21 protein-coding genes are annotated in these 20,559 nt (G+C 64.8%); 8 read left to right on the top strand and 13 right to left on the bottom strand.

Going from position 1 to position 20,559, the window contains the following annotated elements; genetic code table 11:
- Positions 1-137 precede the first annotated feature (137 nt).
- Positions 138-1,172, bottom strand: a complete 1,035-nt coding sequence (gene argC, locus ACYUME_RS02540) for an N-acetyl-gamma-glutamyl-phosphate reductase (protein WP_279887114.1) — start codon at positions 1,170-1,172, stop codon at positions 138-140.
- 139 nt (positions 1,173-1,311) lie between these two features.
- On the opposite strand from argC, the gene hemJ reads away from it, so the two are divergent.
- The 6 genes from hemJ to ACYUME_RS02510 all read left to right on the top strand — a co-directional run bounded on the left by hemJ (position 1,312) and on the right by ACYUME_RS02510 (position 5,724).
- Positions 1,312-1,737, top strand: coding sequence for a protoporphyrinogen oxidase HemJ (hemJ, locus tag ACYUME_RS02535; RefSeq protein ID WP_279887116.1), 426 nt, complete (start codon positions 1,312-1,314; stop codon positions 1,735-1,737).
- Between the two features lie 30 nt (positions 1,738-1,767).
- A complete protein-coding gene (locus ACYUME_RS02530) occupies positions 1,768-2,724 on the top strand; it encodes an NAD(P)H-dependent flavin oxidoreductase (RefSeq protein WP_460417988.1) in 957 nt (318 codons plus the stop codon).
- Between the two features lie 52 nt (positions 2,725-2,776).
- A complete protein-coding gene (locus ACYUME_RS02525; protein WP_460417987.1) occupies positions 2,777-3,559 on the top strand; it encodes an SDR family NAD(P)-dependent oxidoreductase in 783 nt (260 codons plus the stop codon).
- A gap of 64 nt (positions 3,560-3,623) precedes the next feature.
- Positions 3,624-3,962 carry a histidine triad nucleotide-binding protein gene (locus tag ACYUME_RS02520; protein ID WP_460417986.1) on the top strand — a complete coding sequence of 113 codons (339 nt, stop codon included), beginning with the start codon at positions 3,624-3,626 and terminating at the stop codon, positions 3,960-3,962.
- Between the two features lie 66 nt (positions 3,963-4,028).
- Positions 4,029-4,676, top strand: coding sequence for a 2-polyprenyl-3-methyl-6-methoxy-1,4-benzoquinone monooxygenase (gene coq7 / locus ACYUME_RS02515; RefSeq protein WP_279805750.1), 648 nt, complete (start codon positions 4,029-4,031; stop codon positions 4,674-4,676).
- Between the two features lie 10 nt (positions 4,677-4,686).
- Positions 4,687-5,724: a DUF2157 domain-containing protein gene (locus ACYUME_RS02510; RefSeq protein ID WP_460417985.1), complete on the top strand. Its 1,038-nt coding sequence runs from the start codon at positions 4,687-4,689 to the stop codon at positions 5,722-5,724.
- A gap of 65 nt (positions 5,725-5,789) precedes the next feature.
- Here the strand turns inward: ACYUME_RS02510 and ACYUME_RS02505 are convergent, their stop codons facing one another.
- Positions 5,790-6,212 (bottom strand): OsmC family protein, encoded by a 423-nt coding sequence (locus tag ACYUME_RS02505; protein ID WP_213659316.1) that lies wholly within the window; start codon positions 6,210-6,212, stop codon positions 5,790-5,792.
- A 189-nt stretch (positions 6,213-6,401) separates the two neighbouring features.
- On the opposite strand from ACYUME_RS02505, the gene crp reads away from it, so the two are divergent.
- Entirely contained in the window at positions 6,402-7,046 is a 645-nt protein-coding gene (crp, locus tag ACYUME_RS02500; RefSeq protein WP_279805747.1) for a cAMP-activated global transcriptional regulator CRP, read from the top strand.
- Here the strand turns inward: crp and ACYUME_RS02495 are convergent.
- From ACYUME_RS02495 to ACYUME_RS02480, 4 genes are all read right to left on the bottom strand, one after another.
- Complete coding sequence (locus ACYUME_RS02495; protein ID WP_279887123.1) at positions 7,043-7,747, bottom strand: lipoate--protein ligase family protein; 705 nt, start codon at positions 7,745-7,747, stop codon at positions 7,043-7,045. The two genes, crp and ACYUME_RS02495, sit on opposite strands and share 4 nt — an antisense overlap.
- 167 nt (positions 7,748-7,914) lie before the next feature.
- Positions 7,915-8,748 carry an indole-3-glycerol phosphate synthase TrpC gene (gene trpC, locus ACYUME_RS02490; protein WP_279887124.1) on the bottom strand — a complete coding sequence of 278 codons (834 nt, stop codon included), beginning with the start codon at positions 8,746-8,748 and terminating at the stop codon, positions 7,915-7,917.
- Positions 8,745-9,794: an anthranilate phosphoribosyltransferase gene (gene trpD / locus ACYUME_RS02485; protein WP_279887125.1), complete on the bottom strand. Its 1,050-nt coding sequence runs from the start codon at positions 9,792-9,794 to the stop codon at positions 8,745-8,747. The genes trpC and trpD overlap by 4 nt, the downstream gene beginning before the upstream one ends.
- A 9-nt stretch (positions 9,795-9,803) precedes the next feature.
- On the bottom strand, positions 9,804-10,397 hold the full coding sequence (locus ACYUME_RS02480) for an aminodeoxychorismate/anthranilate synthase component II (protein ID WP_279887134.1): 594 nt from the start codon (positions 10,395-10,397) through the stop codon (positions 9,804-9,806).
- A gap of 375 nt (positions 10,398-10,772) precedes the next feature.
- Here ACYUME_RS02480 and estP point away from each other — a divergent pair, with 375 nt between their 5' ends.
- Positions 10,773-12,674: an esterase EstP gene (gene estP, locus ACYUME_RS02475; protein WP_460417984.1), complete on the top strand. Its 1,902-nt coding sequence runs from the start codon at positions 10,773-10,775 to the stop codon at positions 12,672-12,674.
- Between the two features lie 32 nt (positions 12,675-12,706).
- On the opposite strand, the gene trpE is transcribed toward estP, so the two are convergent.
- From trpE to ACYUME_RS02440, 7 genes are all read right to left on the bottom strand, one after another.
- Positions 12,707-14,188, bottom strand: coding sequence for an anthranilate synthase component I (gene trpE / locus ACYUME_RS02470; RefSeq protein WP_279887127.1), 1,482 nt, complete (start codon positions 14,186-14,188; stop codon positions 12,707-12,709).
- 70 nt (positions 14,189-14,258) lie between these two features.
- Positions 14,259-15,077 (bottom strand): phosphoglycolate phosphatase, encoded by an 819-nt coding sequence (locus ACYUME_RS02465; protein ID WP_460417983.1) that lies wholly within the window; start codon positions 15,075-15,077, stop codon positions 14,259-14,261.
- The gene (gene rpe / locus ACYUME_RS02460) at positions 15,074-15,748 is read right to left on the bottom strand and encodes a ribulose-phosphate 3-epimerase (protein WP_028689018.1); all 675 of its coding nucleotides are present in this window, start codon (positions 15,746-15,748) and stop codon (positions 15,074-15,076) included. The genes ACYUME_RS02465 and rpe overlap by 4 nt, the downstream gene beginning before the upstream one ends.
- A gap of 195 nt (positions 15,749-15,943) precedes the next feature.
- Entirely contained in the window at positions 15,944-16,771 is an 828-nt protein-coding gene (locus tag ACYUME_RS02455) for an ABC transporter permease (protein WP_279887130.1), read from the bottom strand.
- Between the two features lie 11 nt (positions 16,772-16,782).
- Positions 16,783-18,030 carry an ABC transporter permease gene (locus tag ACYUME_RS02450; RefSeq protein ID WP_279887131.1) on the bottom strand — a complete coding sequence of 416 codons (1,248 nt, stop codon included), beginning with the start codon at positions 18,028-18,030 and terminating at the stop codon, positions 16,783-16,785.
- A gap of 149 nt (positions 18,031-18,179) precedes the next feature.
- Entirely contained in the window at positions 18,180-19,214 is a 1,035-nt protein-coding gene (locus ACYUME_RS02445) for an ABC transporter substrate-binding protein (RefSeq protein WP_279887132.1), read from the bottom strand.
- A 40-nt stretch (positions 19,215-19,254) separates the two neighbouring features.
- Positions 19,255-20,367, bottom strand: a complete 1,113-nt coding sequence (locus ACYUME_RS02440) for an ABC transporter ATP-binding protein (RefSeq protein WP_279887133.1) — start codon at positions 20,365-20,367, stop codon at positions 19,255-19,257.
- Positions 20,368-20,559 lie beyond the last annotated feature (192 nt).

Below are 20,559 nucleotides of genomic sequence, written 5' to 3'. Positions count from 1 at the left end.
AAACTCGATGGGGCGTATTATCCGCTTGTCCGAGAAAATCGGTCAACAATACGAAAGCTGCAAGTGACAAGCTACAAGCTGCAAGCCAATCGCAACACGATCACTTGCAGCTTGAGCCTTGCAGCTCACCGCCACTCTTAAGGCAGCAGACCGGCGTGGGACAGGCCCATGCGCTCGTCCAGGCCGAACAGGATGTTGAGGTTCTGCACCGCCTGGCCCGACGCGCCCTTGACCAGGTTATCGATCACCGACAGCACCACCACCAGGTCGCCGCCCTGCGGCCGGTGCACGGCGATACGGCAGACGTTGGCGCCCCGCACGCTGCGGGTTTCCGGATGGCTGCCAGCCGGCATCACATCGACGAATGGCTCGTCGGCATAGCGTTTCTCGAACAGCGCCTGCAGGTCGACCGAGGTGTCGGCGACCGTAGCGTACAGGGTGGCATGGATACCACGGATCATCGGCGTCAGGTGCGGCACGAAGGTCAGACCGATGTCCTTGCCGGCAGCCAGGCGCAGGCCCTGGCTGATTTCCGGCAAGTGGCGATGCCCTTTGACGGCGTAGGCCTTCATGCTTTCGCCGGCCTCGCAGAACAGCGAGCCCACGGCGGCACCCCGCCCAGCGCCGCTGACGCCCGACTTGCAGTCTGCGATCAGGCGGGACGGGTCGGCCAGGCCGGCCTCCAGCAGCGGCAGGAAGCCCAGCTGGGTCGCGGTCGGATAGCATCCAGGCACGGCGATCAGGCGCGCCTGGCGGATCTTTTCGCGGTTCACTTCCGGCAAGCCATAGACCGCGTCCTTGAGCAACTCTGGCGCGCCATGCGGCTGACCGTACCACTTGCCCCACTCGACCGCATCCTGCAGGCGGAAGTCGGCGGACAGGTCGATTACCTTGGTCCCGGCCGCCAGCAGTTCACCGGCCAGGGCATGAGCCACGCCATGGGGGGTAGCGAAGAACACCACGTCGCAGGCCGCCAGGGTCTTGCTGTCCGGCACGCTGAACGCCAGGCCGTCGTAGTGGCCACGCAGGTTCGGGTACATGTCGGCAACCGCCACGCCCGCTTCGGAGCGCGAGGTGATGACCGCCACCTCGGCTTGTGGGTGCTGCGCCAGCAGACGCAGCAGTTCGACACCGGTGTAGCCCGTGCCGCCGACGATACCGACCTTGATCATGACGCTTGCCCCTTATCAACGAGACCACTGGAAAGCGCACGATAATAGGGGGCCGAGGCGCCTGTAACAACTCTTCGGATGACCCTTCAGGGCCTTGACCTCTACTATCTGACGACCGTGAAACCTGAAGGAACTCCCCATGCTCTATCTATGGATCAAGGCGCTGCATATCGTCAGCGTGGTCTGCTGGTTCGCCGGCCTGTTCTACCTGCCGCGCCTGTTCGTGTACCACGCCCAGAGCCAGGACAGCATCAGCCTCGAACGCTTCACCACCATGGAGCGCAAGCTGTACCGGGGCATCATGAACCCGGCGATGATCGCCACCTACGTGTTCGGCGGCTGGATGCTCTATCTCAACCCCGGCTGGCTGAGCCAGGGCTGGCTGCACGCCAAGCTGACCCTGGTGGCGTTGCTCACCGTCTACCATCACATGTGCGGTGCCCAGCGCAAGCGCTTCGCCGCTGGCACCAACACCCACGGACATGTCTACTATCGCTGGTTCAACGAAGTGCCGGTGCTGATCCTGCTGGGCATCGTAATTCTGGTGGTGGTCAAACCGTTCTGACGATATCCAGCCACTTACAGGAGTTTTGCCATGGCCTTGGCCCCCTCGCTCGAACGAAAACTGCGCCTGCCTCTGGTGGCGGCGCCGATGTTCCTGATCTCCAACCCTCAGCTTGTACTCGCCTGTTGCGCCAATGGCGTAGTGGGCAGTTTCCCGGCGCTGAACCAGCGTGACAGCGCCGGGTTCAAGGCCTGGCTCGAGGAGATCGAAGCTGGCCTGGCGGCACTGCACCAACCAGCGCCCTATGCCGTCAACCTGATCGTGCACAAGTCCAACCCACGGCTGGAAGCCGACCTGGCGCTGTGCGTCGAACACCGCGTACCGATCGTCATCACCAGCCTGGGCGCGGTGAAGGAAGTGGTCGATGCGGTGCATGGCTATGGCGGGCTGGTGTTCCATGATGTGACCACGCGCCGGCACGCGGAAAAAGCCGCCGAAGCTGGCGTCGACGGCCTGATTGCCGTGGCTGCGGGCGCGGGCGGGCACGCTGGCACCTGGAGCCCACTGGCGCTGCTGGCAGAGATTCGTCAGTTCTTCGACAAGACCGTGCTGCTCTCCGGCTGCCTCAACCACGGCCATGAGCTGCTCGCCGCGCAGGTGCTAGGCGCCGACCTCGGCTACATGGGCACGCGCTTCATCGCCACCCGTGAAAGCCAGGCCGATGAGGCCTATAAACAGATGATCCTCGGTGCCAACGCCACCGACGTGGTGCTGACACCGGCAGTATCCGGTATCCCCGCCAACTTCCTGCGCCAGAGCCTGGAGCAGGCCGGTTATGATCCGGCAGCACTCAAGGGCGCGCACGAGGCCGGCAAGCTCAAGCCAATCGGCGACGAAGCCAAGGCCTGGAAAACGATCTGGTCGGCAGGCCAGGGGGTCGGTGAGATCAAGGACCTGCCCAGCGTCGCCGAGCTGATCGAACGACTGCACGACGAGTACCGCACGGCCCTGGAGAGTAGCTCGCGGCTAGGCAGCAACTTCTTGTAGCGAACCGGCCACGCTGTACACTAGGCGCCCCTTACGCCCCCAGGAGCCTTGCATGACCCGTTACGCCATGATCACCGGTGCTTCCAGCGGCCTGGGCCTGGCCCTGGCGGAAGCCCTGGCACGGCGTGGGCGCAACCTGATCCTGGTGGCACGCCAGCGCGAGACGCTGGAGCCGGTGGCCATCGAGCTGGCCCAGCGGTTTGGCGTCGAGGTGCTGCTGCGCGCCTGCGACCTCAGCCAGCCGCTGCGCCTGTCCGGCTTCGTGCTGGAACTGGAGGAAGGCGAGCGGCGCATCGACCTGCTGGTCAACTGCGCCGGGCTGCGCACCTACGGACCGTTCCTGGCCCATGAGTGGGCAGACGAACAGGACCTGCTCGAAGTCAACATCCTCGCCCTGAGCCGACTGTGCCATGCCATCGGCAACCTCATGGCGATACAGGGTGGCGGGCAGATTCTCAACGTCGCCGGGCTTGCCGGGATCGCTCCCGGCCCCTGGATGGCCGCCTACGCCGCCAGCAAGGCCTATGTGCTGAGCTTTTCCGAAGCACTGCGCGAAGAGCTTCGTCGCGCCGGAATCAAGGTGTCGGTGCTATGCCCGGGGCCGGTGCGCTCGCCCAAGCGTCGCATCCCGCGGCTCGAAGGCGGCAGCCACTGCCCCAGCCCGGAAGAAATCGCCCTGTACACCGTTCGCGCACTGGACAAGAACCGCGCCCTGATCATGCCGGGCCGGCGCAACCGCTGGCTGGCGTTCGCCCCGCGCCTGCTGCCGCGCTGGCTGACGCGCAAGCTGGCCGGGGCAATCCATCGCCGTTACTGCCCGGTCGGCATGGAATAGCCACTGGGCGAGGGGCATCGGGCTCAGTACACTCAGCCCCGACACTCACCATGGAGCACGTGCTGTGGACGATTTATTCCTCAAAATCATCAACCGGGAGATCCCGGCGAAGATCATCTACGAAGACGACCAGGTCCTGGCTTTCCACGATATCGCCCCCCAGGCACCGGTTCACTTCCTGGTCATCCCGAAGAAACATATCCGCACCCTCAACGACCTGACCGAAGAAGACAAAGGTCTGGCCGGCCACATCCTGTTCACCGCCCAGCGCCTGGCCAAGGAGCTCGGTTGCGAGGACGGCTTCCGCGTGGTGATGAACTGCAACGAGCAGGGCGGCCAGACCGTCTACCACATCCACATGCACGTGCTCGGCCAGCGCCAGATGCACTGGCCGCCGGGCTGATCCAAGGCAAGCCCGTCCAAGGGTATTGAGGTAGACTGTCGGGCATCACTTCAGCGGAGGTGCCCGATGGCTACCGAACGTCACTATTCGCCGCTCGACCGCTTGTTGCTGCAGGCCGATACCGCCATGCGCACCTTGCTGCCCTTCAGCGGCCAACCTTCCCGCCCGTCGCCGGCGATCATCCAGCCGGACGCCGAGCTCGACGAGCAGCAGACCCGCCACATCGCCGGCCTGATGCGCATCAACCACACCGGCGAAGTCTGCGCCCAGGCGCTCTACCAGGGCCAGGCCCTGACCGCCAAACTGCCCCAGGTACGCAAGGCCATGGAGCACGCGGCGGAAGAAGAAATCGACCACCTGGCCTGGTGCGAGCAGCGCATCCGTCAGCTCAACAGCCACCCCAGTGTGCTCAATCCACTGTTCTACGGCATGTCGTTCGGCATCGGCGCCCTCGCCGGCCTGGTCAGCGACAAGGTCAGCCTGGGCTTCGTCGCGGCCACCGAGCACCAGGTGTGCAAGCACCTCGACGAGCACCTGGAACAGATCCCCGAGAGCGATGGCAAGTCCCGCGCTATCCTCGAGCAGATGCGCGTCGATGAAGAGCAGCATGCCGAGTCCGCGCTGGAAGCGGGCGGCTACCGGTTCCCGGCGCCCGTGCGGTTCGGCATGAGCCTGCTGGCCAAAGTCATGACCAAGAGCACCTACCGCATCTGAGGCATACGCCATGGAACGCTTCGACGCCAAGGACCTGGCACGCGCCGTGAGCGCCGGCGTGCTGCAGCCGGGACAGGATCGGGCCCTGCTGGACTTCCTGCGCCAGCAGCCACAGAGCAGTGGCAGCTTCCAGCTGGCCCACGTCGCCTTCTACTTCGGCGCCCTGCTGATCATGGGCGCCATGGGCTGGCTGCTCACCGAGGCCTGGATGCGCATCGGCGATAGCGCATTGCTGGTGATCGCGCTGGTCTATATCGCCGGGCTCACCTTGTTCGCCCTGTCCCTGCAGCGCCGCGGCCAACCCATCGCCGCGGGCGTGCTGGCCGCCGTGGCGGTGAGCATCGTGCCGCTGGCGGTCTTCGCCATCGAGCGGCTCGTTGGCTGGTGGCCGATGAACGATGCACAAGGCGACTATCACCAGTACTACACCTACGTGCAGGGCGGCTGGCTGGCCATGGAAGCGGCGACGGTGCTCGCCGGCCTGCTGATGCTGAGGCTGGTTCCCTTTCCGTTCATCGTCATGCCGATCGCCGTGGCACTGTGGTTCATGTCCATGGACCTCAGCGAATGGTTCTACGGCGACCTGTTCAGCTGGGAGCAAAGGCGCACGGTGTCGCTTTGGTTCGGCCTGGGCCTGCTGCTGGTGTTCGTCGTGATCGACGGGCGCACCCGCCGGGACTATGCCTTCTGGGGCTACCTGGCCGGGCTGGCGGCGTTCTGGGGCGGGTTGACGATGATGGACAGCGCCAGCGAGTGGGGCAAGTTCCTGTACTGCCTGATCAACCTGGGGCTGATGGGCCTGGCCGTGCTACTGCGCAGGCCGGTGTTCATGGTGTTCGGGGCAATGGGGGTGGCAGCCTATCTCGGCTACCTGTCGTACGACGTGTTCGCCGATTCGCTGCTGTTCCCCTTGGTGCTGACCTTGATCGGTCTGGGCGTGATCGCACTGGGGCTGCAGTACCAGAAGCGGCGCGAGCGACTCAGCGAAGCGCTGCAGGCGAAGCTGCCGCAGTGGCTGCGGGACGCCTTGCCGGCGTTGCGCCATTGATCGCCTGAGGCCGATATCGCGGGGCAAGCCCCCACAGTGCAAGGGAGCTTGCCCCGCGATCTTTTTCAAGCCAGCTCGACGATTTCGTAACCATGGGTAATTTCCACACCCGCGCGATCGAGCATGATCGAGGCCGAGCAATACTTCTCCGCCGACAGCTCCACCGCGCGCTTGACCTGCGCTTCCTTCAGACCACGGCCCTTGACCACGAAGTTCAGGTGGATCTTGGTAAACACCTTGGGATCTTCACTGGCGCGCTCGGCTTCCAGGAAAGCCTCGCAGCTTTCCACGGCCTGGCGTGACTTCTTGAGAATGCTGACTACATCGAAACTGCTGCAGCCACCGAGGCCGAGCAGGAGCATCTCCATCGGGCGCACCCCCAGATTGCGTCCCCCGGCTTCGGGCGGGCCGTCCATCACCACGACATGGCCGCTCCCCGACTCGCCGAGGAACATTGCTTCACCGGCCCACTGGATGCGTGCCTTCATCTATCCGGACTCCCGATCTCGTAAAAGGGTGTCAGCTTAGTCCTTGTAGCGCTGTCGGAAAAGCTCAAGGCATGTCGCTTTTGTGCCGATGCAGGGGGCAGTGTCTGATAAGCTGGCGCCAAATGACTGGCGCATCTCGCCAGACGATCTATACAAAAGCCAATGCGTCGCATCGAACAGGATTTCGTGATGGTTGCCTCAGCCCTGCCCCCCAAGATCAAGAATATCGACAAGCTCCTGGCGCATTGCCAGCGTCGTCGCTACGCCGCCAAGAGCAACATCATCTGCGCGGGCGACCGGGCCGAGACGTTGTCGTTCATCGTCAAGGGTTCAGTGACCATCCTGATCGAGGACGACGACGGCCACGAAATGATCATCGCCTACCTCAACAGCGGCGACTTCTTCGGCGAACTGGGTCTGTTCGAGCCCGCTGGCCAGGAACACCAGCGTAGCGCCTGGGTGCGTGCCAAGACCGAATGCGAAGTGGCCGAGATCAGCTACGACAAGTTCCGCGAACTGGGCCGGCAAGACCCGGAAATCCTCTACGCCCTCGGCGCCCAGATGGCCCAGCGCCTGCGCAACACCACGCGCAAGGTCGGCGACCTGGCGTTCTTCGACGTCACCGGGCGTGTCGCCCGCTGCCTGCTCGACCTGTGCAAGCAGCCGGACGCCATGACCCACCCCGACGGCATGCAGATCAAGATCACCCGCCAGGAAATCGGTCGCATCGTCGGTTGTTCGCGCGAGATGGTCGGCCGCGTGCTGAAGGATCTCGAAGAACGCAGCCTGGTGCAGGTCAAGGGCAAGACCATGGTGGTCTACGGCACCCGTTAGTCCGTCGGCAGCGCCGCGACTACCTCGGCGTACGCCTGCGACAGGCGCTCGAACCAGGGCGCGGCGGGCACCACTTCGTGCAACGCGATGTGGCTATCGGCCCGCACGCGCTGCTCCAGCCCGCAGCACTCGTTGAAGCGGTTGACCGCCGCGACCATCGCTTCGCGCTCGTTGTCGAGCAACAACGCGCCATGCACCAGCACCACCGGTCGTTTGCCGCCCAACCCCTGGCGCCAGCGCTGGGCGGTGCCGACCAGTTTGCGAGCGTTGAGATTGACGTTGTAGCGACCGTCGCAGAACGCGCCATCGATCTCCCCCACCGAGGCGACTCCCCCCCACTCGCGCAGCACCTCGCACAACGGCAGGCACAGGCGCTCGTAGGCGTTCTCGATACGCCCATGGTCGCCTTCGCTGCGCGGCGCGACGTAGACCAGGGCCACATTCACCGTCGCGTGGGATTGCGGCACCGGTTCGCCGCCAGTCTCGCGCAGCAGCACCGGCCAGCCGGCGACGGCCAGCTCGGCGCAGGCGGCCTCGAAGTTGTCCAGCCGGCTCATGCGCCGCGGCATGACCAGGGCATGGTCGGTCGGGCGCCAGAACAGCACGCCGGATTCACGCTCGCCGCGACAGACGGCCGCCAGCAGGTCTTGCTCGGCGTGCAGGCCCTGTTCGACGGTGAGGGCCAGGGGTTGATCGGTCATTGATCCACCTTTGATGTTGGATTCTCTGGCCTCTTCGCGAAACCCGCTCCCACAGGACCTGCACTCCCATTGAGAGCAACAGAATTCCTGTGGGAGCGGGTTTACCCGCGAAAGGACCGGAACAGGCATACAAAAAAGCCGGCAAGAATTGCCGGCTCTCTGTTCGATCAGTCCAATTGCTGAACGGTCTTCTTCACCTGGTCGGGGAAGAACAGTCGCTGCAGTTCCAGCCCCGGCTGCTCGGCGCGCATGAACGCCTCGCCGACCAGGAACGAATACACCTCGTTGATTTCCATCAGCTCGACGTCAGCCCGATTGAGGATGCCGCTCTCGGTGATCGCCAGGCGATCACGAGGAATGCGCGGCAGCAGGTCGAGGGTAGTCTCGAGGCTGACCTCGAAGGTATGCAGGTTGCGGTTGTTGACCCCCACCAACGGCGTGTCCAGCGTCTTCAGCGCACGCTCCAGTTCATCGCCGTCATGCACTTCGACCAGCACGTCGAGGCCGACGTCCTTGGCCGTGGCGGCCAGCTCGGCCATCTTCACGTCATCCAGCGCCGACACGATAAGCAACACGCAGTCGGCACCCAGGGCGCGGGCTTCGACGATCTGGTACGGATCGACCATGAAATCCTTGCGGATCACTGGCAGCGATACCGCGGCACGGGCCTGCTGCAGGTAGACGTCGGCGCCCTGGAAATAGTCCACGTCGGTGAGCACCGACAGGCAGGTCGCCCCGCCCTTCTCGTAGCTGACGGCAATGTCCGCTGGCACGAAGTGCTCGCGGATCACGCCCTTGCTCGGCGAAGCCTTCTTGATTTCGGCGATCACCGCCGGCTTCTTGCGCTTGGCCTGCTCGATCAGCGCGTTGGCAAAGCCGCGCGGGGCGTCGGCGGCCTTGGCCAGGCGTTCCAGCTCGGCAAGGCTGACCCGCGCGCTGCGCTCGGCCACTTCCTGGAACTTGCGGGCGATGATCCTTTCCAGAACCGTGGGTACACTCATGCTTCGTTCTCCACCTTGAATACCGCGGTAAAGGCGCCCAGTTCCTGCAGCTTTTCCCAGGCCAGCCCGGTATGCACCACGTCGTGGGCCAGTTCCACGCCCTGGGCCAGGGTCATCGCGTGGTCGGCGGCGTACAGCGCGGCGCCAGCGTTGAGCACGATCATCTCGGCGGCCTTCTGGCCGTTCTCGGTCTTGCGCCGCCCCAGGGCGTCACGGATCAGTTCCAGCGACGCCTGTGGCCCCTCGACGGCAAGTCCATGCAGGCTCTGGCTCTTCATGCCGAGGTCTTCCGGCTCGACCCAGTACTCGGTGATCTGGTCATTCTTCAGTTCGGCGACGAAGGTCGGCGCGGCCAGGCTGAACTCGTCCAGGCCATCCTTGGAGTGCACCACCAGCACGTGCTTGCTGCCCAGGCGCTGTAGCACCTCGGCCAATGGGCGACACAGCGCCTGGGTGAATACCCCGACGACCTGGTGCTTCACACCGGCCGGATTCGTAAGCGGGCCGAGCATGTTGAACAAGGTGCGCAGCCCCAGGTCGCGGCGCGGGCCGGCGGCATGCTTCATGGCGCTGTGATGGGTCTGGGCGAACATGAAGCCGATGCCGAGGCTGTCGATGCAGCGCGCCACCTGCACTGGCGTCAGGTTGAGGTAGATGCCCGCGGCCTCCAGCAGGTCGGCACTGCCGCTCTTGCCGGACACCGCGCGGTTGCCGTGCTTGGCCACGGTGCAGCCCGCCGCCGCCAGGACGAAGGCCGAGGCGGTGGAAACGTTGAAAATGTTGGCGCCGTCGCCACCGGTGCCGACGATGTCGACCACGCCGTCGAGGCTCTTGAGCTCGACCTTGTCGGCCAGCTCGCGCATCACCGACACGGCGCCGACGATCTCGTCGATGCTCTCGCTCTTCATGCGCATGCCCATCAGGAAGGCGCCGATCTGCGCCTCGCTGCACTGGCCGGTCATGATCTGGCGCATCACCTCGCGCATTTCCTCGGTGGACAGGTCCAGGTGGCCGACGATACGGCTCAAAGCGGTCTTGATATCCATGATCGGTCCTTAACGGCGGCCGCCGGTCTGCTTGAGGAAGTTGGCGAACAGCTCGTGGCCCTGCTCGGTGAGGATGGATTCGGGGTGGAACTGTACCCCTTCGACATTCAGGGTCTTGTGACGCAGGCCCATGATTTCATCGACGGAGCCGTCCTCATGCGCGGTCCACGCGGTCACTTCCAGGCAATCCGGCAAGGTGTCGCGCTTGACCACCAGCGAGTGGTAGCGCGTCACCGTCAGCGGATTGTTCAGGCCGGCGAACACGCCCAGGTCGCGGTGCAATACCGGGCTGGTCTTGCCGTGCATCACCTGGCGCGCGCGCACCACGTCGCCGCCGAAGGCCTGGCCAATGGACTGGTGCCCCAGGCACACGCCCAGGATCGGCAGCTTGCCGGCGAAGTGCAGGATGGCCTCGATGGAGACACCTGCCTCGCTCGGCGTGCAAGGGCCGGGGGACACGACGATGCGCTCGGGGTTGAGGGCTTCGATCTGGGCGATGGTCATTTCATCATTGCGAATGACCTTGACCTCGGCACCCAGCTCGCCGAGGTACTGCACGACGTTGTAGGTGAAGGAGTCGTAGTTGTCGATCATCAGTAACATCTGCAATCAACCTCTTGAATACTGACTTTTTGATTCGAGCCTTCCACTGCCGGTCACGGGCGCGGGCAGTTGCACGCGAGGCGGCAGGTGAAACGAACGGAAGGCAAACGGGGACGGGCCGGGCGGAGCCGGCAGGGGAAAAGTCAGGCGCGCCAACGCCAACGGGCGACGGCCTTGATAACGCGCATCAAGAGTTTGCTGACGATCAACACGGGGTAGGTCTCGTTCATACGTTCCCGGACAGTAACCTACCGGGGCGGCGGGCGCAATACGCCCGTAAACACGGGGAAACGAACGCGATGACAGGCAAAGACCGGCGATTTGCTATGGTCATGCAGCGTGTCCCGATAAAAACAACGAAAAGGATATTCATGCATGCACAAAGCTCCTTTGCTGCGCACGTCCATCGGTGCCCTGGCGCTGGCTTGCAGCCAGGCGATGGCCGCTCCATCGCCCTACAGCTCGCTGGTCGTCTTTGGTGACAGCCTCAGCGATGCCGGACAGTTTCCCGACCTGACCGGCGGCACCGCCGGCATGCGCTTCACCAATCGAGACGCCGACGGCAACTACGCACCGGTCTCGCCGATGATCCTCGGCGCCAGGCTCGGCCTCGGTGACGCCTCGCTCGGCCCATCCACTTCGCTCACCCACCTGCTGCAGGGATTGCCGGACGGCAACAACTGGGCGGTAGGCGGCTACACCACGCAACAGATCCTCGACTCGATCACCACCACTTCGAAAGCGGTAGTCCCTCCCGGCCAACCTGGCGCCGGCACCGTGCTGCGTGAACGCCCCGGCTATCTGGCCGCAGGACTGGGAGCCGATCCCAGCGCGCTGTACTACCTGACCGGCGGCGGCAACGATTTCCTCCAGGGCCTGGTCACCAGCCCCGCCAGCGCCGCGGCTGCCGGCGCCCGCCTGGCGGCCAGCGCCCAGGCCCTGCAACAGGCCGGCGCGCGGTACATCATGGTCTGGCTGCTGCCCGATCTGGGCCAGACCCCGAACTTCAGCGGCACCCCCCAACAGGGTCCGCTGTCGCAACTGTCCAGCGTGTTCAACCAGTCGCTGGTCAGCCAGCTTGCCGGTATCGATGCCCAGATCATTCCACTGAACGTACCGTTGCTGCTCCAGGAGGCACTGGCCGATCCGACGCAATTTGGCCTGGCCGCCGATCAGAACCTGGTCGGCACCTGCTACAGCGGCAACAGCTGCGCTGGCAACCCGGTCTACGGCGCCAACGGCACCACACCGGACCCGACCCGGTTGCTGTTCAACGACTCCGTGCACCCGACCATCGCCGGCCAGCAACTGATCGCCGACTACGGCTATTCGATCCTGGCGGCGCCTTGGGAACTGACCTTGCTGCCGGAAATCGCCCACGCCAGCATCCGCGCCCACCAGGACGAGCTGCGCAACCAGTGGCAGACACCCTGGCAGGCGCTCGGCCAATGGCAGGCGTTCGTCGCCACCGGCGGCCAGGACCTGGACTTCGGCAGCCAGCGCAGCGCCGCCAGCGGCGACGGACGCGGCTACAACCTGACTCTTGGCGGCAGCTACCGGCTCGACGAGGCCTGGCGCGTGGGCTTGGCCGCCGGGGTTTACCGGCAGAAGCTCGAGGCCGGCCAGCAAGACTCGGACTACAAGCTCGACAGTTACCTGGCCAGCGCCTTCGCCCAGTTCCGCCAGGATCGCTGGTGGGCCGACGCGGCATTGACCGCCGGCCACCTCGACTACCGCGACCTGAAGCGCAGCTTTGCCCTGGGTGTGAACGAACGCAGCGAGAAAGGCGATACCGATGGCGAAGCCTGGGCGGTGACCGCGCGACTGGGTTACAACCTGGCCGCCGCGAGCAGCACCTGGCAGCTGGCACCGTTCATCAGCGCCGACTATGCGCGGGTCAAGGTCGATGGCTACGACGAGAAGAGCGATCGCTCGACGGCACTTGGCTTCGACGATCAGGAACGTACGTCACGTCGACTGGGGGTCGGCTTGCTCGGTAGCGTGCAGATCCTGCCGACGACCAAGCTGTTCGCCGAGGTGGCCCGCGAGCATGAGTTCGAGGATGACCAGCAGGACTTGCGCATGCACCTGACCCGCCTGCCGGCGAACGACTTCACCCTCACTGGGTATACGCCGCACAGCAACCTGACCCGCGCCAGCCTGGGCGTGGCCCATGAACTGGTACCGGGAGTGAATCTGCGGGGGAACTACAACTGGCGCAAGAGTGATGAATTGCGCCAGCAGGGGGTGAGCGTGGCGGTGAGCGTCGACTTCTGAGTGGCCGGGGCTGCTGTGCAGCCCCGATCAAACTACTTGGCGCAGGTCTGCTCGGCCAAGGCCACCGCGCGGAACATCGCCCGGCGCTTGTTGATGGTCTCTTCCCACTCCAGCGCCGGCACCGAGTCGGCGACGATCCCGCCACCGGCCTGCACATGCAGCTCGCCGTCCTTGATCACCGCGGTGCGGATGGCGATGGCGGTGTCCATGTTGCCGTTCCAGGCGAAGTAACCCACCGCGCCACCGTAGACCCCACGCTTGACCGGCTCCAGTTCGTCGATGATTTCCATGGCGCGAATCTTCGGCGCGCCGGACAAGGTGCCGGCTGGCAGGATCGCGCGCAGCGCATCCATCGCGGTGAGCCCTTCGCGCAACTGCCCGGTCACGTTGGAGACGATGTGCATGACGTTGGAGTAGCGCTCGATCACCATCTTTTCGGTCAGGCGCACGCTGCCGGTCGCAGAGACGCGACCGACATCGTTGCGGCCCAGGTCGATGAGCATCAGGTGCTCGGCGATTTCCTTGTCGTCCGACAGCAGGTCGTCTTCCAGCGCGCGATCGGCCTCTTCGCTGGCGCCACGCGGGCGAGTACCGGCGATCGGGCGAACGGTGACCAGGTTGTCCTCGACCCGCACCAGCACCTCCGGCGAGCTGCCGACCACATGGAAGTCGCCGAAGTTGAAGAAGTACATGTACGGCGTGGGGTTGAAGCAGCGCAGGGCCCGGTACAGGTCGATGGGCGCGGCCTTGAAGTCGATCGACATGCGTTGCGACGGCACCACCTGCATGCAGTCGCCGGCCAGGATGTACTCCTTGATGCGATCCACGGCATTTTCATAATCGGCGCGGGTGTAGCTGGAGCGGAACTCCGGCTCCGCGGCTGGCGGGCCACCAAGGTCGAGGCCGCGACGCGGGGCAATCGGCTGGCGCAGGGTTTCCAGCAGCCCTTGCAGACGCGCCTGGCCCTGCTCGAAGGCCTGCGCCTCGGCCGGGTCGACCAGCACGATCGCGTGCATCTTGCCCGCCAGGTTGTCGAACACCACCACGGCATCGGACACCATCAGCAGGATGTCCGGCACGCCCAGCGGATCTGGATTGGGGCTCGCGCCCAGGCGTTTTTCCACGTAGCGCACGCAGTCATAGCCGAAGTAACCGACCAGGCCACCGTTGAAACGCGGCAGCCCCGGAATGTCGGCGACCTTGTAGCGATCCTTGAACGCCTCGACGAAGGCCAGCGGATCCTCGACGTCGTGGCTCTCCACCTCGACCCCGTCCTGCAGGATACTGACATGGTAGCCATGCACCCGCAGCACGGTGCGCGACGGCAGGCCGATCATCGAGTAGCGCCCCCACTTCTCGCCGCCCTGCACGGACTCGAGCAGGTAGGAGTTGGGCTGGTCGGCAAGTTTCAGGTAGATCGACAGCGGCGTGTCGAAGTCGGCCAGGGTTTCGCAGGCCAGGGGGATGCGGTTGTAGCCGGCAGCGGCCAGGCGCAGGAATTCTTCGCGGATCATGGGTAGCCTCGTGGCAAGCAGCAATGGGGTCGGGCAAGCGGACGGGCCGGCAGGCGCCGGCGGGCAGGAGTCAGGCGCGCCAGCGCCAACGGGCCAGGGCCTTGATGACTTTCATCCAGAATTTGCCGGTAACCACCACGTCGTTGTCTCTGCTTTGCGGGGCTTGAAGGTCCGCCAACGTTATCCCAGTGTCGGTGACTAAGCAACCGGGCAGCAGCAGGCGCAGGTCGCTGATCACCAGGCTGGGCGACTCTTCGTCGATGGGCCGCCCATGGTTGTAGCCATAGGTCAGGCCGACACACTGCACACCCGCCGCCCTGGCCGCCAGCACATCGCTGCGCGAATCGCCGACGAACAGCGACTCGGCCGGGGAAACGCCGGCCATTTTCATGACGAACAGCAGCGCCGCCGGGTCGGGCTTCTTCTGCGGGAGGGTATCGCCGCCAATGATCCAGCGGAAGTAACGACCGATCTTCATCTGATCGAGCAAGGGTGCGACGAAGCGTTCGGGCTTGTTGGTGATCAGCGCCATCTCCACGCCTTGCTTGCGCAGCCAGCGCAGGGTGTCGCGCACACCGGGGTAGACCATGGTCAGTTCGTGGTTGTCGGCATAGGCCTCCATGAACAGCGCCAGGGCGCGTTCGGCCAGCTCGTCGTCCACTGCATCGTGGTCGATGCCACCGGCCAGGGCTCGGCGCACCAGCACCTGGGCGCCATTGCCGACCCAGTGGCGCACCGCCTCCAGCCCGGCGGGCGGGCGCCCGAGTTCGAGCAGCGTGCGGTCGACGGCTGCGGCCAGGTCCGGTACCGAGTCGATCAGGGTGCCATCCAGATCGAACATCACCAGCCTGGGCAGCGTCCCCGGGAACAGCTGCTCGAAGCCGCTCATGCGCGTGCCAGCGCCATTTCGGCACGCATCTTGTCGATGACTTCCTTGTAGTCCGGGGCGTTGAAGATCGCCGAGCCGGCCACGAAGGTGTCAGCGCCGGCGGCGGTGATCTCGCGGATGTTGCCTACGTTGACGCCGCCGTCGATCTCAAGGCGGATGTCACGGCCGCTGGCATCGATCAGCGCGCGGGCCTCGCGCAGCTTGTCGAGGGTGCCTGGGATGAACTTCTGCCCGCCGAAGCCTGGGTTGACGCTCATCAGCAGGACCATGTCGACCTTGTCCATCACGTACTTCAGCGCATCCAGGCCGGTGGCCGGGTTGAACACCAGGCCGGCCTTACAGCCGCCGTCGCGGATCAGTTGCAGCGAGCGGTCGATGTGCTGGGAGGCTTCCGGGTGGAAGGTGATGTAGGTGGCGCCGGCCTCGATGAAGTCGCCGATGATGCGGTCGACCGGGCTGACCATCAGGTGCACGTCGATCGGTGCGGTCACGCCGTACTTGCGCAGGGCGCTGCAGACCATCGGACCGATGGTCAGGTTGGGCACGTAGTGGTTGTCCATGACATCGAAGTGGACGATGTCGGCCCCAGCGGCCAGGACCTTGTCGACGTCCTCGCCCAGGCGGGCGAAATCGGCGGACAGAATGGAGGGGGCAATAGCGTAGGGCTGCATGGCGCACCTGTTGGGCAGAATCACGGTGGCGCGCATTGTAACTCAGCGAAGCGGATCGGGGCTGATTGGTATCAACGCAGGCGTAGCAGGTGGTTGAACGGATGGCGTGGGAGCGGGCTTGCCCCGCGATTGCGATGGTGAATTCGATATGCCATCGCGGGGCAAGCCCGCTCCCACGTCACCCGCTTCGAAGAATCATGCCGGCTGCTGGGTTCTCAGCTTTTCGCTACGCCCGCGCAACCACTCCAGGGTCAGCAGCAGAATCACCGAGAAGGCGATCAGCAAGGTGGCCGCCGCCGCGATGGTCGGGCTCAGGTTCTCGCGAATGCCGCTGAACATCTGCCGTGGCAAGGTCGCCTGCTCCGGCCCGGCGAGGAACAGGGTCACCACCACCTCGTCGAACGACGTGGCGAAGGCGAACAGCGCCCCGGAGATCACCCCGGGCGCGATCAGCGGCAAGGTCACCCGACGGAAGGCCAGCAAAGGCGACGCTCCCAGACTGGCCGCCGCACGTACCAGGTTGTAGTTGAAGCCCTGCAGCGTGGCCGACACGGTGATGATCACGAACGGCACGCCCAGCACCGCATGCACCAGGATCAACGACAAGAAGCTGTTGCCCATGCCCAACGGGGCGAAGAACAGGTAGCTGGCCACGCCGATGATCACCACCGGCACCACCATCGGCGAGATCACCAGCGCCATCACCAGCGACTTGCCGGGGAAGTCGCCGCGCGTCAGGCCGATGGCCGCCAGGGTGCCGAACACCATGGCCAGCAGCGTGGCCGCCGGGGCGACGATGATGCTGTTCTTCAGGGCGCGCATCCATTCGGCGGAGGCGAAGAAGTCCTGGTACCAGTGCAAAGAAAAGCCCTGCAGCGGATAGACCAGGAAACTCCCGCTGTTGAACGACAACGGTACGATCACCAGCACCGGCAGCACCAGAAACAGCAAAATCAGGCCGCACAGGATGCGCAGGCTGTAGAACCACACCCGTTCCACGGGCGACATGTAGGGGCTCAGCATGACAAGGCTCCTCAGCTCAGGCGCAGGCGGCTGGCGCCGACCAGCCAGCTATAGATCAGGTACAGCAGCACGGTCGCCAGCAGCAACAGCCCGCCCAGCGCGGTGGCCATGCCCCAGTTGATGCTGGTGTTGGTGTAGAAGGCGACGAAGTAGCTGACCATCTGGTCGTTGGGGCTGCCCAGCAGCGCCGGGGTGATGTAGTAGCCGATGGCCAGGATGAACACCAGCAGGCAGCCGGCACCGACACCGGCGTAGGTCTGCGGGAAGTACACCCGCCAGAAACTGGCGAACGGGTGGCAGCCCAGGGAGATCGCCGCGCGCATGTAGCTGGGCGAAATGCCCTTCATCACGCTGTACAGCGGCAGGATCATGAATGGCAGCAGGATGTGCACCATCGAGATGTACACGCCGGTACGGTTGAACACCAGCTCCAGCGGTTGATCGATGATGCCGATGGCCATCAGCGCGCTGTTGATCAGGCCACCGGACTGCAAGAGCACGATCCACGCCGCCACCCGTACCAGGATCGAAGTCCAGAACGGCAGCAGCACCAGGATCATCAGCAGGTTGCTCTGGCGGGTCGGCAGGTTGGCCAGCAGGTACGCCAGCGGGTAGGCCAGCACCAGGCAGATCACGGTGATCACCACGCCCATCCACAGGGTGCGGGCAAAGATATCCAGGTAGATGGCCTGGTCCGGCGTGGCCTTGGCCAGTTCGCCAAGGTCGTCGATGCGGTGATCGACGGAGGCCAGCAGGTAGAAAGAGGTGACCGTGCTGGTGTTGCGGCGGATCGCCTGCCAGTAGGCCGGATCGCCCCAACGCTCGTCCAGCGCTTGCAGGGCATCCTTGTAGGACCCGGGCTCGGCCTTGAACGGCAGCGCCCGCGCGGTCTTGGCCAGCAGGCTGCGGTAGCCGGCCAGCTCCATGTTCAGGCGCTTGGAAAGGTCGCCCAGGGTCTGGTTCTTGCGCGACTCGGCCAGGTCCTGGCTCAGGGCCTTGTAGACCTCCTCGCCGGGCAGGCTCTTGCCGTCCCACCGCGCCACCGCCTCGACGGTACGCGGCAGGCCGGCGACCACCTCGGGGTTGCCGACGCTCTTGTACAGCAGCGCCGCGATCGGCACCAGGAACACCAGCAGGAGGAACAGCGCCAGCGGCGCGATCAACGCCTGGGCCTTCCAGCGGTTGACCCGCTCGGCATGCTTGAGGCGCTGCTTGAGGCTTTTACCCGCGCCTTCGTTGAGGGGCACTGCAATGGCCATGGCGAACTCCGGGGGAAACAGGGGTAGGGACTCTGTGGGAGCGGCCTTGCGTCGCGATGGGCTGCGAAGCAGCCCCGGCGAGCATGCATGATGCCGAGATCCCGGGGCCGCTACGCGCCCCATCGCGACACAAGGCCGCTCCTACAGGGTTACTTCTTCGCCGCCCAGGCGTTGAAGCGTTGCTCCAGCTGCTCGCTGTTGTCGGCCCAGAAGGCCACGTCGATCTGCACCTGGTTGGCGATGTTCTCAGGCGTGGTCGGCATGTCTTTCTTCACAGCATCGGCCAGCAGCGGGACGGCCTTGGAGTTGGCCGGGCCGTAGGCGATGTTCTCGGAGTAGGTCTTCTGCTGTTCAGGCTGGACGGTGTAGGCGATGAATTTCTTCGCCTCTTCCACATCCTTGGCGCCTTTCGGGATGGCCCAGGCGTCGAAGTCGTAGATGCCGCCGTTCCATACCACCTTGAGGTTGCTCTCTTTCTGCACCGCGGCGATGCGACCGTTGTAGGCCGAACTCATGACCACGTCACCCGAGGCCAGGTACTGCGGCGGCTGGGCACCGGCCTCCCACCACTGGATGCTCGGCTTCAGCTCGTCGAGCTTCTTGAAGGCGCGATCCACGCCCTCCTTGGTGCCCAGCACCTGGTAGACGTCCTTCGGTGCGACGCCATCGGCCATCAAGGCGAACTCCAAGGTGTACTTGGCGCCTTTGCGCAGGCCGCGCTTGCCCGGGAATTTCTTCGTGTCCCAGAAGTCGGCCCAGCTGGTGGGCGCGGTCTTGAGCTTGTCGGCGTTGTAGGCCAACACCGTCGACCAGACGAAGAAGCCCACGCCGCAAGGCTGAATGGCACCCTTGACGTAGTCGCTCTCATTGCCGAACAGGGCCGGGTCGAGCTCCTCGAACATGCCTTCGTCACAGCCGCGCGCCAGCTCCGGCGACTCCACCTCCACCAGGTTCCACGACACGCTGTTGGTATCGACCATGGCCTTCACCTTGGCCATCTCGCCGTTGTACTCCCCGGCGATGATCTTGCCCTTGCCGGCCTTCTCCCAAGGCTCGTAGAACGCCTTGACCTGGGCCGCCTTGTTGGCGCCGCCGAACGACACCACCGTGAGGTCCGCGGCCAGCGTCTGGCCCGCGACAACCAGGCCCAGCGCCAGCGCGGTCAGTTTCAACTGCTTGTGCATTATTGTTCTCTCCACAGTACAGGGTTGGTGAAGCATTCCATCAGTGGGCTTCGGCAATCGGATCGAGCGCGCGGGCGTGCTCCACCGCCCAGCCCAGCGGAACCACATCGCCCACGGCCAGGGCCGGGTCGAGCTCGGCGATCGGCTGCTTCACGAAGAAGTCGGCCTTGCCGCAGACTTCCAGGCGCACGCGCACGTGATCGCCCAGGTAGATGAACTCGGCGACACGGCCCGAGAAACGGTTCACGCAGTTTTCGCCATGGCCGTTGAGGCGTACCCGCTCGGGGCGGATCGACAGGGTCACCGGCTCACCGGCCTGGCCGACGTTCACCGCCAGCGCCTCGACCCGCTCGCCGCGCGGCAACTGCACCTGGCAGCGCTCGCCGTCGCTCGCCAGCAGAGTGCCGTTGAGGCGGTTGTTCTCGCCGATGAAGTTGGCGACGAAGGTATTGCAGGGCGCCTCGTAGAGCGTGCGCGGATCGGCGATCTGCTGGATCTCGCCCTGATGGAACACCGCCACCCGGTCGGACATGGTCAGCGCCTCACCCTGGTCGTGGGTCACGTACACCACCGTCACGCCGAGGCGCTGGTGGATGTGCTTGATCTCCATCTGCATGTGTTCGCGCAGTTGCTTGTCCAGCGCGCCGAGCGGCTCGTCCATCAGCACCAGTTGTGGCTCGAACACCAGGGCACGGGCCAGCGCCACGCGCTGCTGCTGGCCACCGGACAGCTGGCCCGGGTAGCGCTTGGCGAAGGCGTCGAGTTGAACCATGTTGAGCACGCGCTTGACCCGCTCGCTGATGTCGGTCTTGCTCAGGTTGCGCACGGTCAGCGGAAAAGCCAGGTTCTCGGCCACGGTCATGTGCGGAAACAGCGCGTAGTTCTGGAACACCATGCCGATGTCGCGCTTGTGCGGTGGCACGTTGTTGATCGAACGCCCGGCCAGCTGGATTTCACCGGCGGTGGGGGTCTCGAAGCCGGCCAGCATCATCAGGCTGGTGGTCTTGCCCGAGCCGGAGGGGCCGAGCAAGGTGAGGAACTCGCCCTTGCGGATGTCCAGGTTGAGGTCCTTGACGATCAGCGATTCGCCGTCGTAGCTCTTCTGCACACCTCGGAAGCTGACCAGCGTCTCGTTCGAACTCGCCTCGCTCATGCCCTGCACCTTCTTGTTGGAATGACTGCGTGGGCACAGCGTAGAAGAGGCGCAAGCCCTCGCAAATCGGGGGCGCTGAGAGAATGGCATCGTCCGGGCAGAAGATTTGCCGTAGGGATCGCCCTACAAGGATGACGCTTTCAGGACAGACACGTTCCCTTGTAGGCCGCTCCTACAAAGAACCGTGCCAGT

The sequence above is a fragment of the Pseudomonas sp. microsymbiont 2 genome (assembly GCF_054788395.1).
The sequence above is the reverse complement of the archived record's forward strand: the minus strand, read 5'-3'. Positions and strand labels throughout refer to the sequence as shown.

What these genes read in the sequence shown, in the direction of transcription:
- argC (WP_279887114.1), bottom strand. Translation starts at nt 1,172, where the DNA reads ATGATCAAGGTCGGTATCGTCGGCGGCACGGGCTACACCGGTGTCGAA.
- hemJ (WP_279887116.1), top strand. Translation starts at nt 1,312, where the DNA reads ATGCTCTATCTATGGATCAAGGCGCTGCATATCGTCAGCGTGGTCTGC.
- ACYUME_RS02530 (WP_460417988.1), top strand. Translation starts at nt 1,768, where the DNA reads ATGGCCTTGGCCCCCTCGCTCGAACGAAAACTGCGCCTGCCTCTGGTG.
- ACYUME_RS02525 (WP_460417987.1), top strand. Translation starts at nt 2,777, where the DNA reads ATGACCCGTTACGCCATGATCACCGGTGCTTCCAGCGGCCTGGGCCTG.
- coq7 (WP_279805750.1), top strand. Translation starts at nt 4,029, where the DNA reads ATGGCTACCGAACGTCACTATTCGCCGCTCGACCGCTTGTTGCTGCAG.
- ACYUME_RS02510 (WP_460417985.1), top strand. Translation starts at nt 4,687, where the DNA reads ATGGAACGCTTCGACGCCAAGGACCTGGCACGCGCCGTGAGCGCCGGC.
- ACYUME_RS02505 (WP_213659316.1), bottom strand. Translation starts at nt 6,212, where the DNA reads ATGAAGGCACGCATCCAGTGGGCCGGTGAAGCAATGTTCCTCGGCGAG.
- crp (WP_279805747.1), top strand. Translation starts at nt 6,402, where the DNA reads ATGGTTGCCTCAGCCCTGCCCCCCAAGATCAAGAATATCGACAAGCTC.
- ACYUME_RS02495 (WP_279887123.1), bottom strand. Translation starts at nt 7,747, where the DNA reads ATGACCGATCAACCCCTGGCCCTCACCGTCGAACAGGGCCTGCACGCC.
- trpC (WP_279887124.1), bottom strand. Translation starts at nt 8,748, where the DNA reads ATGAGTGTACCCACGGTTCTGGAAAGGATCATCGCCCGCAAGTTCCAG.
- trpD (WP_279887125.1), bottom strand. Translation starts at nt 9,794, where the DNA reads ATGGATATCAAGACCGCTTTGAGCCGTATCGTCGGCCACCTGGACCTG.
- ACYUME_RS02480 (WP_279887134.1), bottom strand. Translation starts at nt 10,397, where the DNA reads ATGTTACTGATGATCGACAACTACGACTCCTTCACCTACAACGTCGTG.
- estP (WP_460417984.1), top strand. Translation starts at nt 10,773, where the DNA reads ATGCACAAAGCTCCTTTGCTGCGCACGTCCATCGGTGCCCTGGCGCTG.
- trpE (WP_279887127.1), bottom strand. Translation starts at nt 14,188, where the DNA reads ATGATCCGCGAAGAATTCCTGCGCCTGGCCGCTGCCGGCTACAACCGC.
- ACYUME_RS02465 (WP_460417983.1), bottom strand. Translation starts at nt 15,077, where the DNA reads ATGAGCGGCTTCGAGCAGCTGTTCCCGGGGACGCTGCCCAGGCTGGTG.
- rpe (WP_028689018.1), bottom strand. Translation starts at nt 15,748, where the DNA reads ATGCAGCCCTACGCTATTGCCCCCTCCATTCTGTCCGCCGATTTCGCC.
- ACYUME_RS02455 (WP_279887130.1), bottom strand. Translation starts at nt 16,771, where the DNA reads ATGCTGAGCCCCTACATGTCGCCCGTGGAACGGGTGTGGTTCTACAGC.
- ACYUME_RS02450 (WP_279887131.1), bottom strand. Translation starts at nt 18,030, where the DNA reads ATGGCCATTGCAGTGCCCCTCAACGAAGGCGCGGGTAAAAGCCTCAAG.
- ACYUME_RS02445 (WP_279887132.1), bottom strand. Translation starts at nt 19,214, where the DNA reads ATGCACAAGCAGTTGAAACTGACCGCGCTGGCGCTGGGCCTGGTTGTC.
- ACYUME_RS02440 (WP_279887133.1), bottom strand. Translation starts at nt 20,367, where the DNA reads ATGAGCGAGGCGAGTTCGAACGAGACGCTGGTCAGCTTCCGAGGTGTG.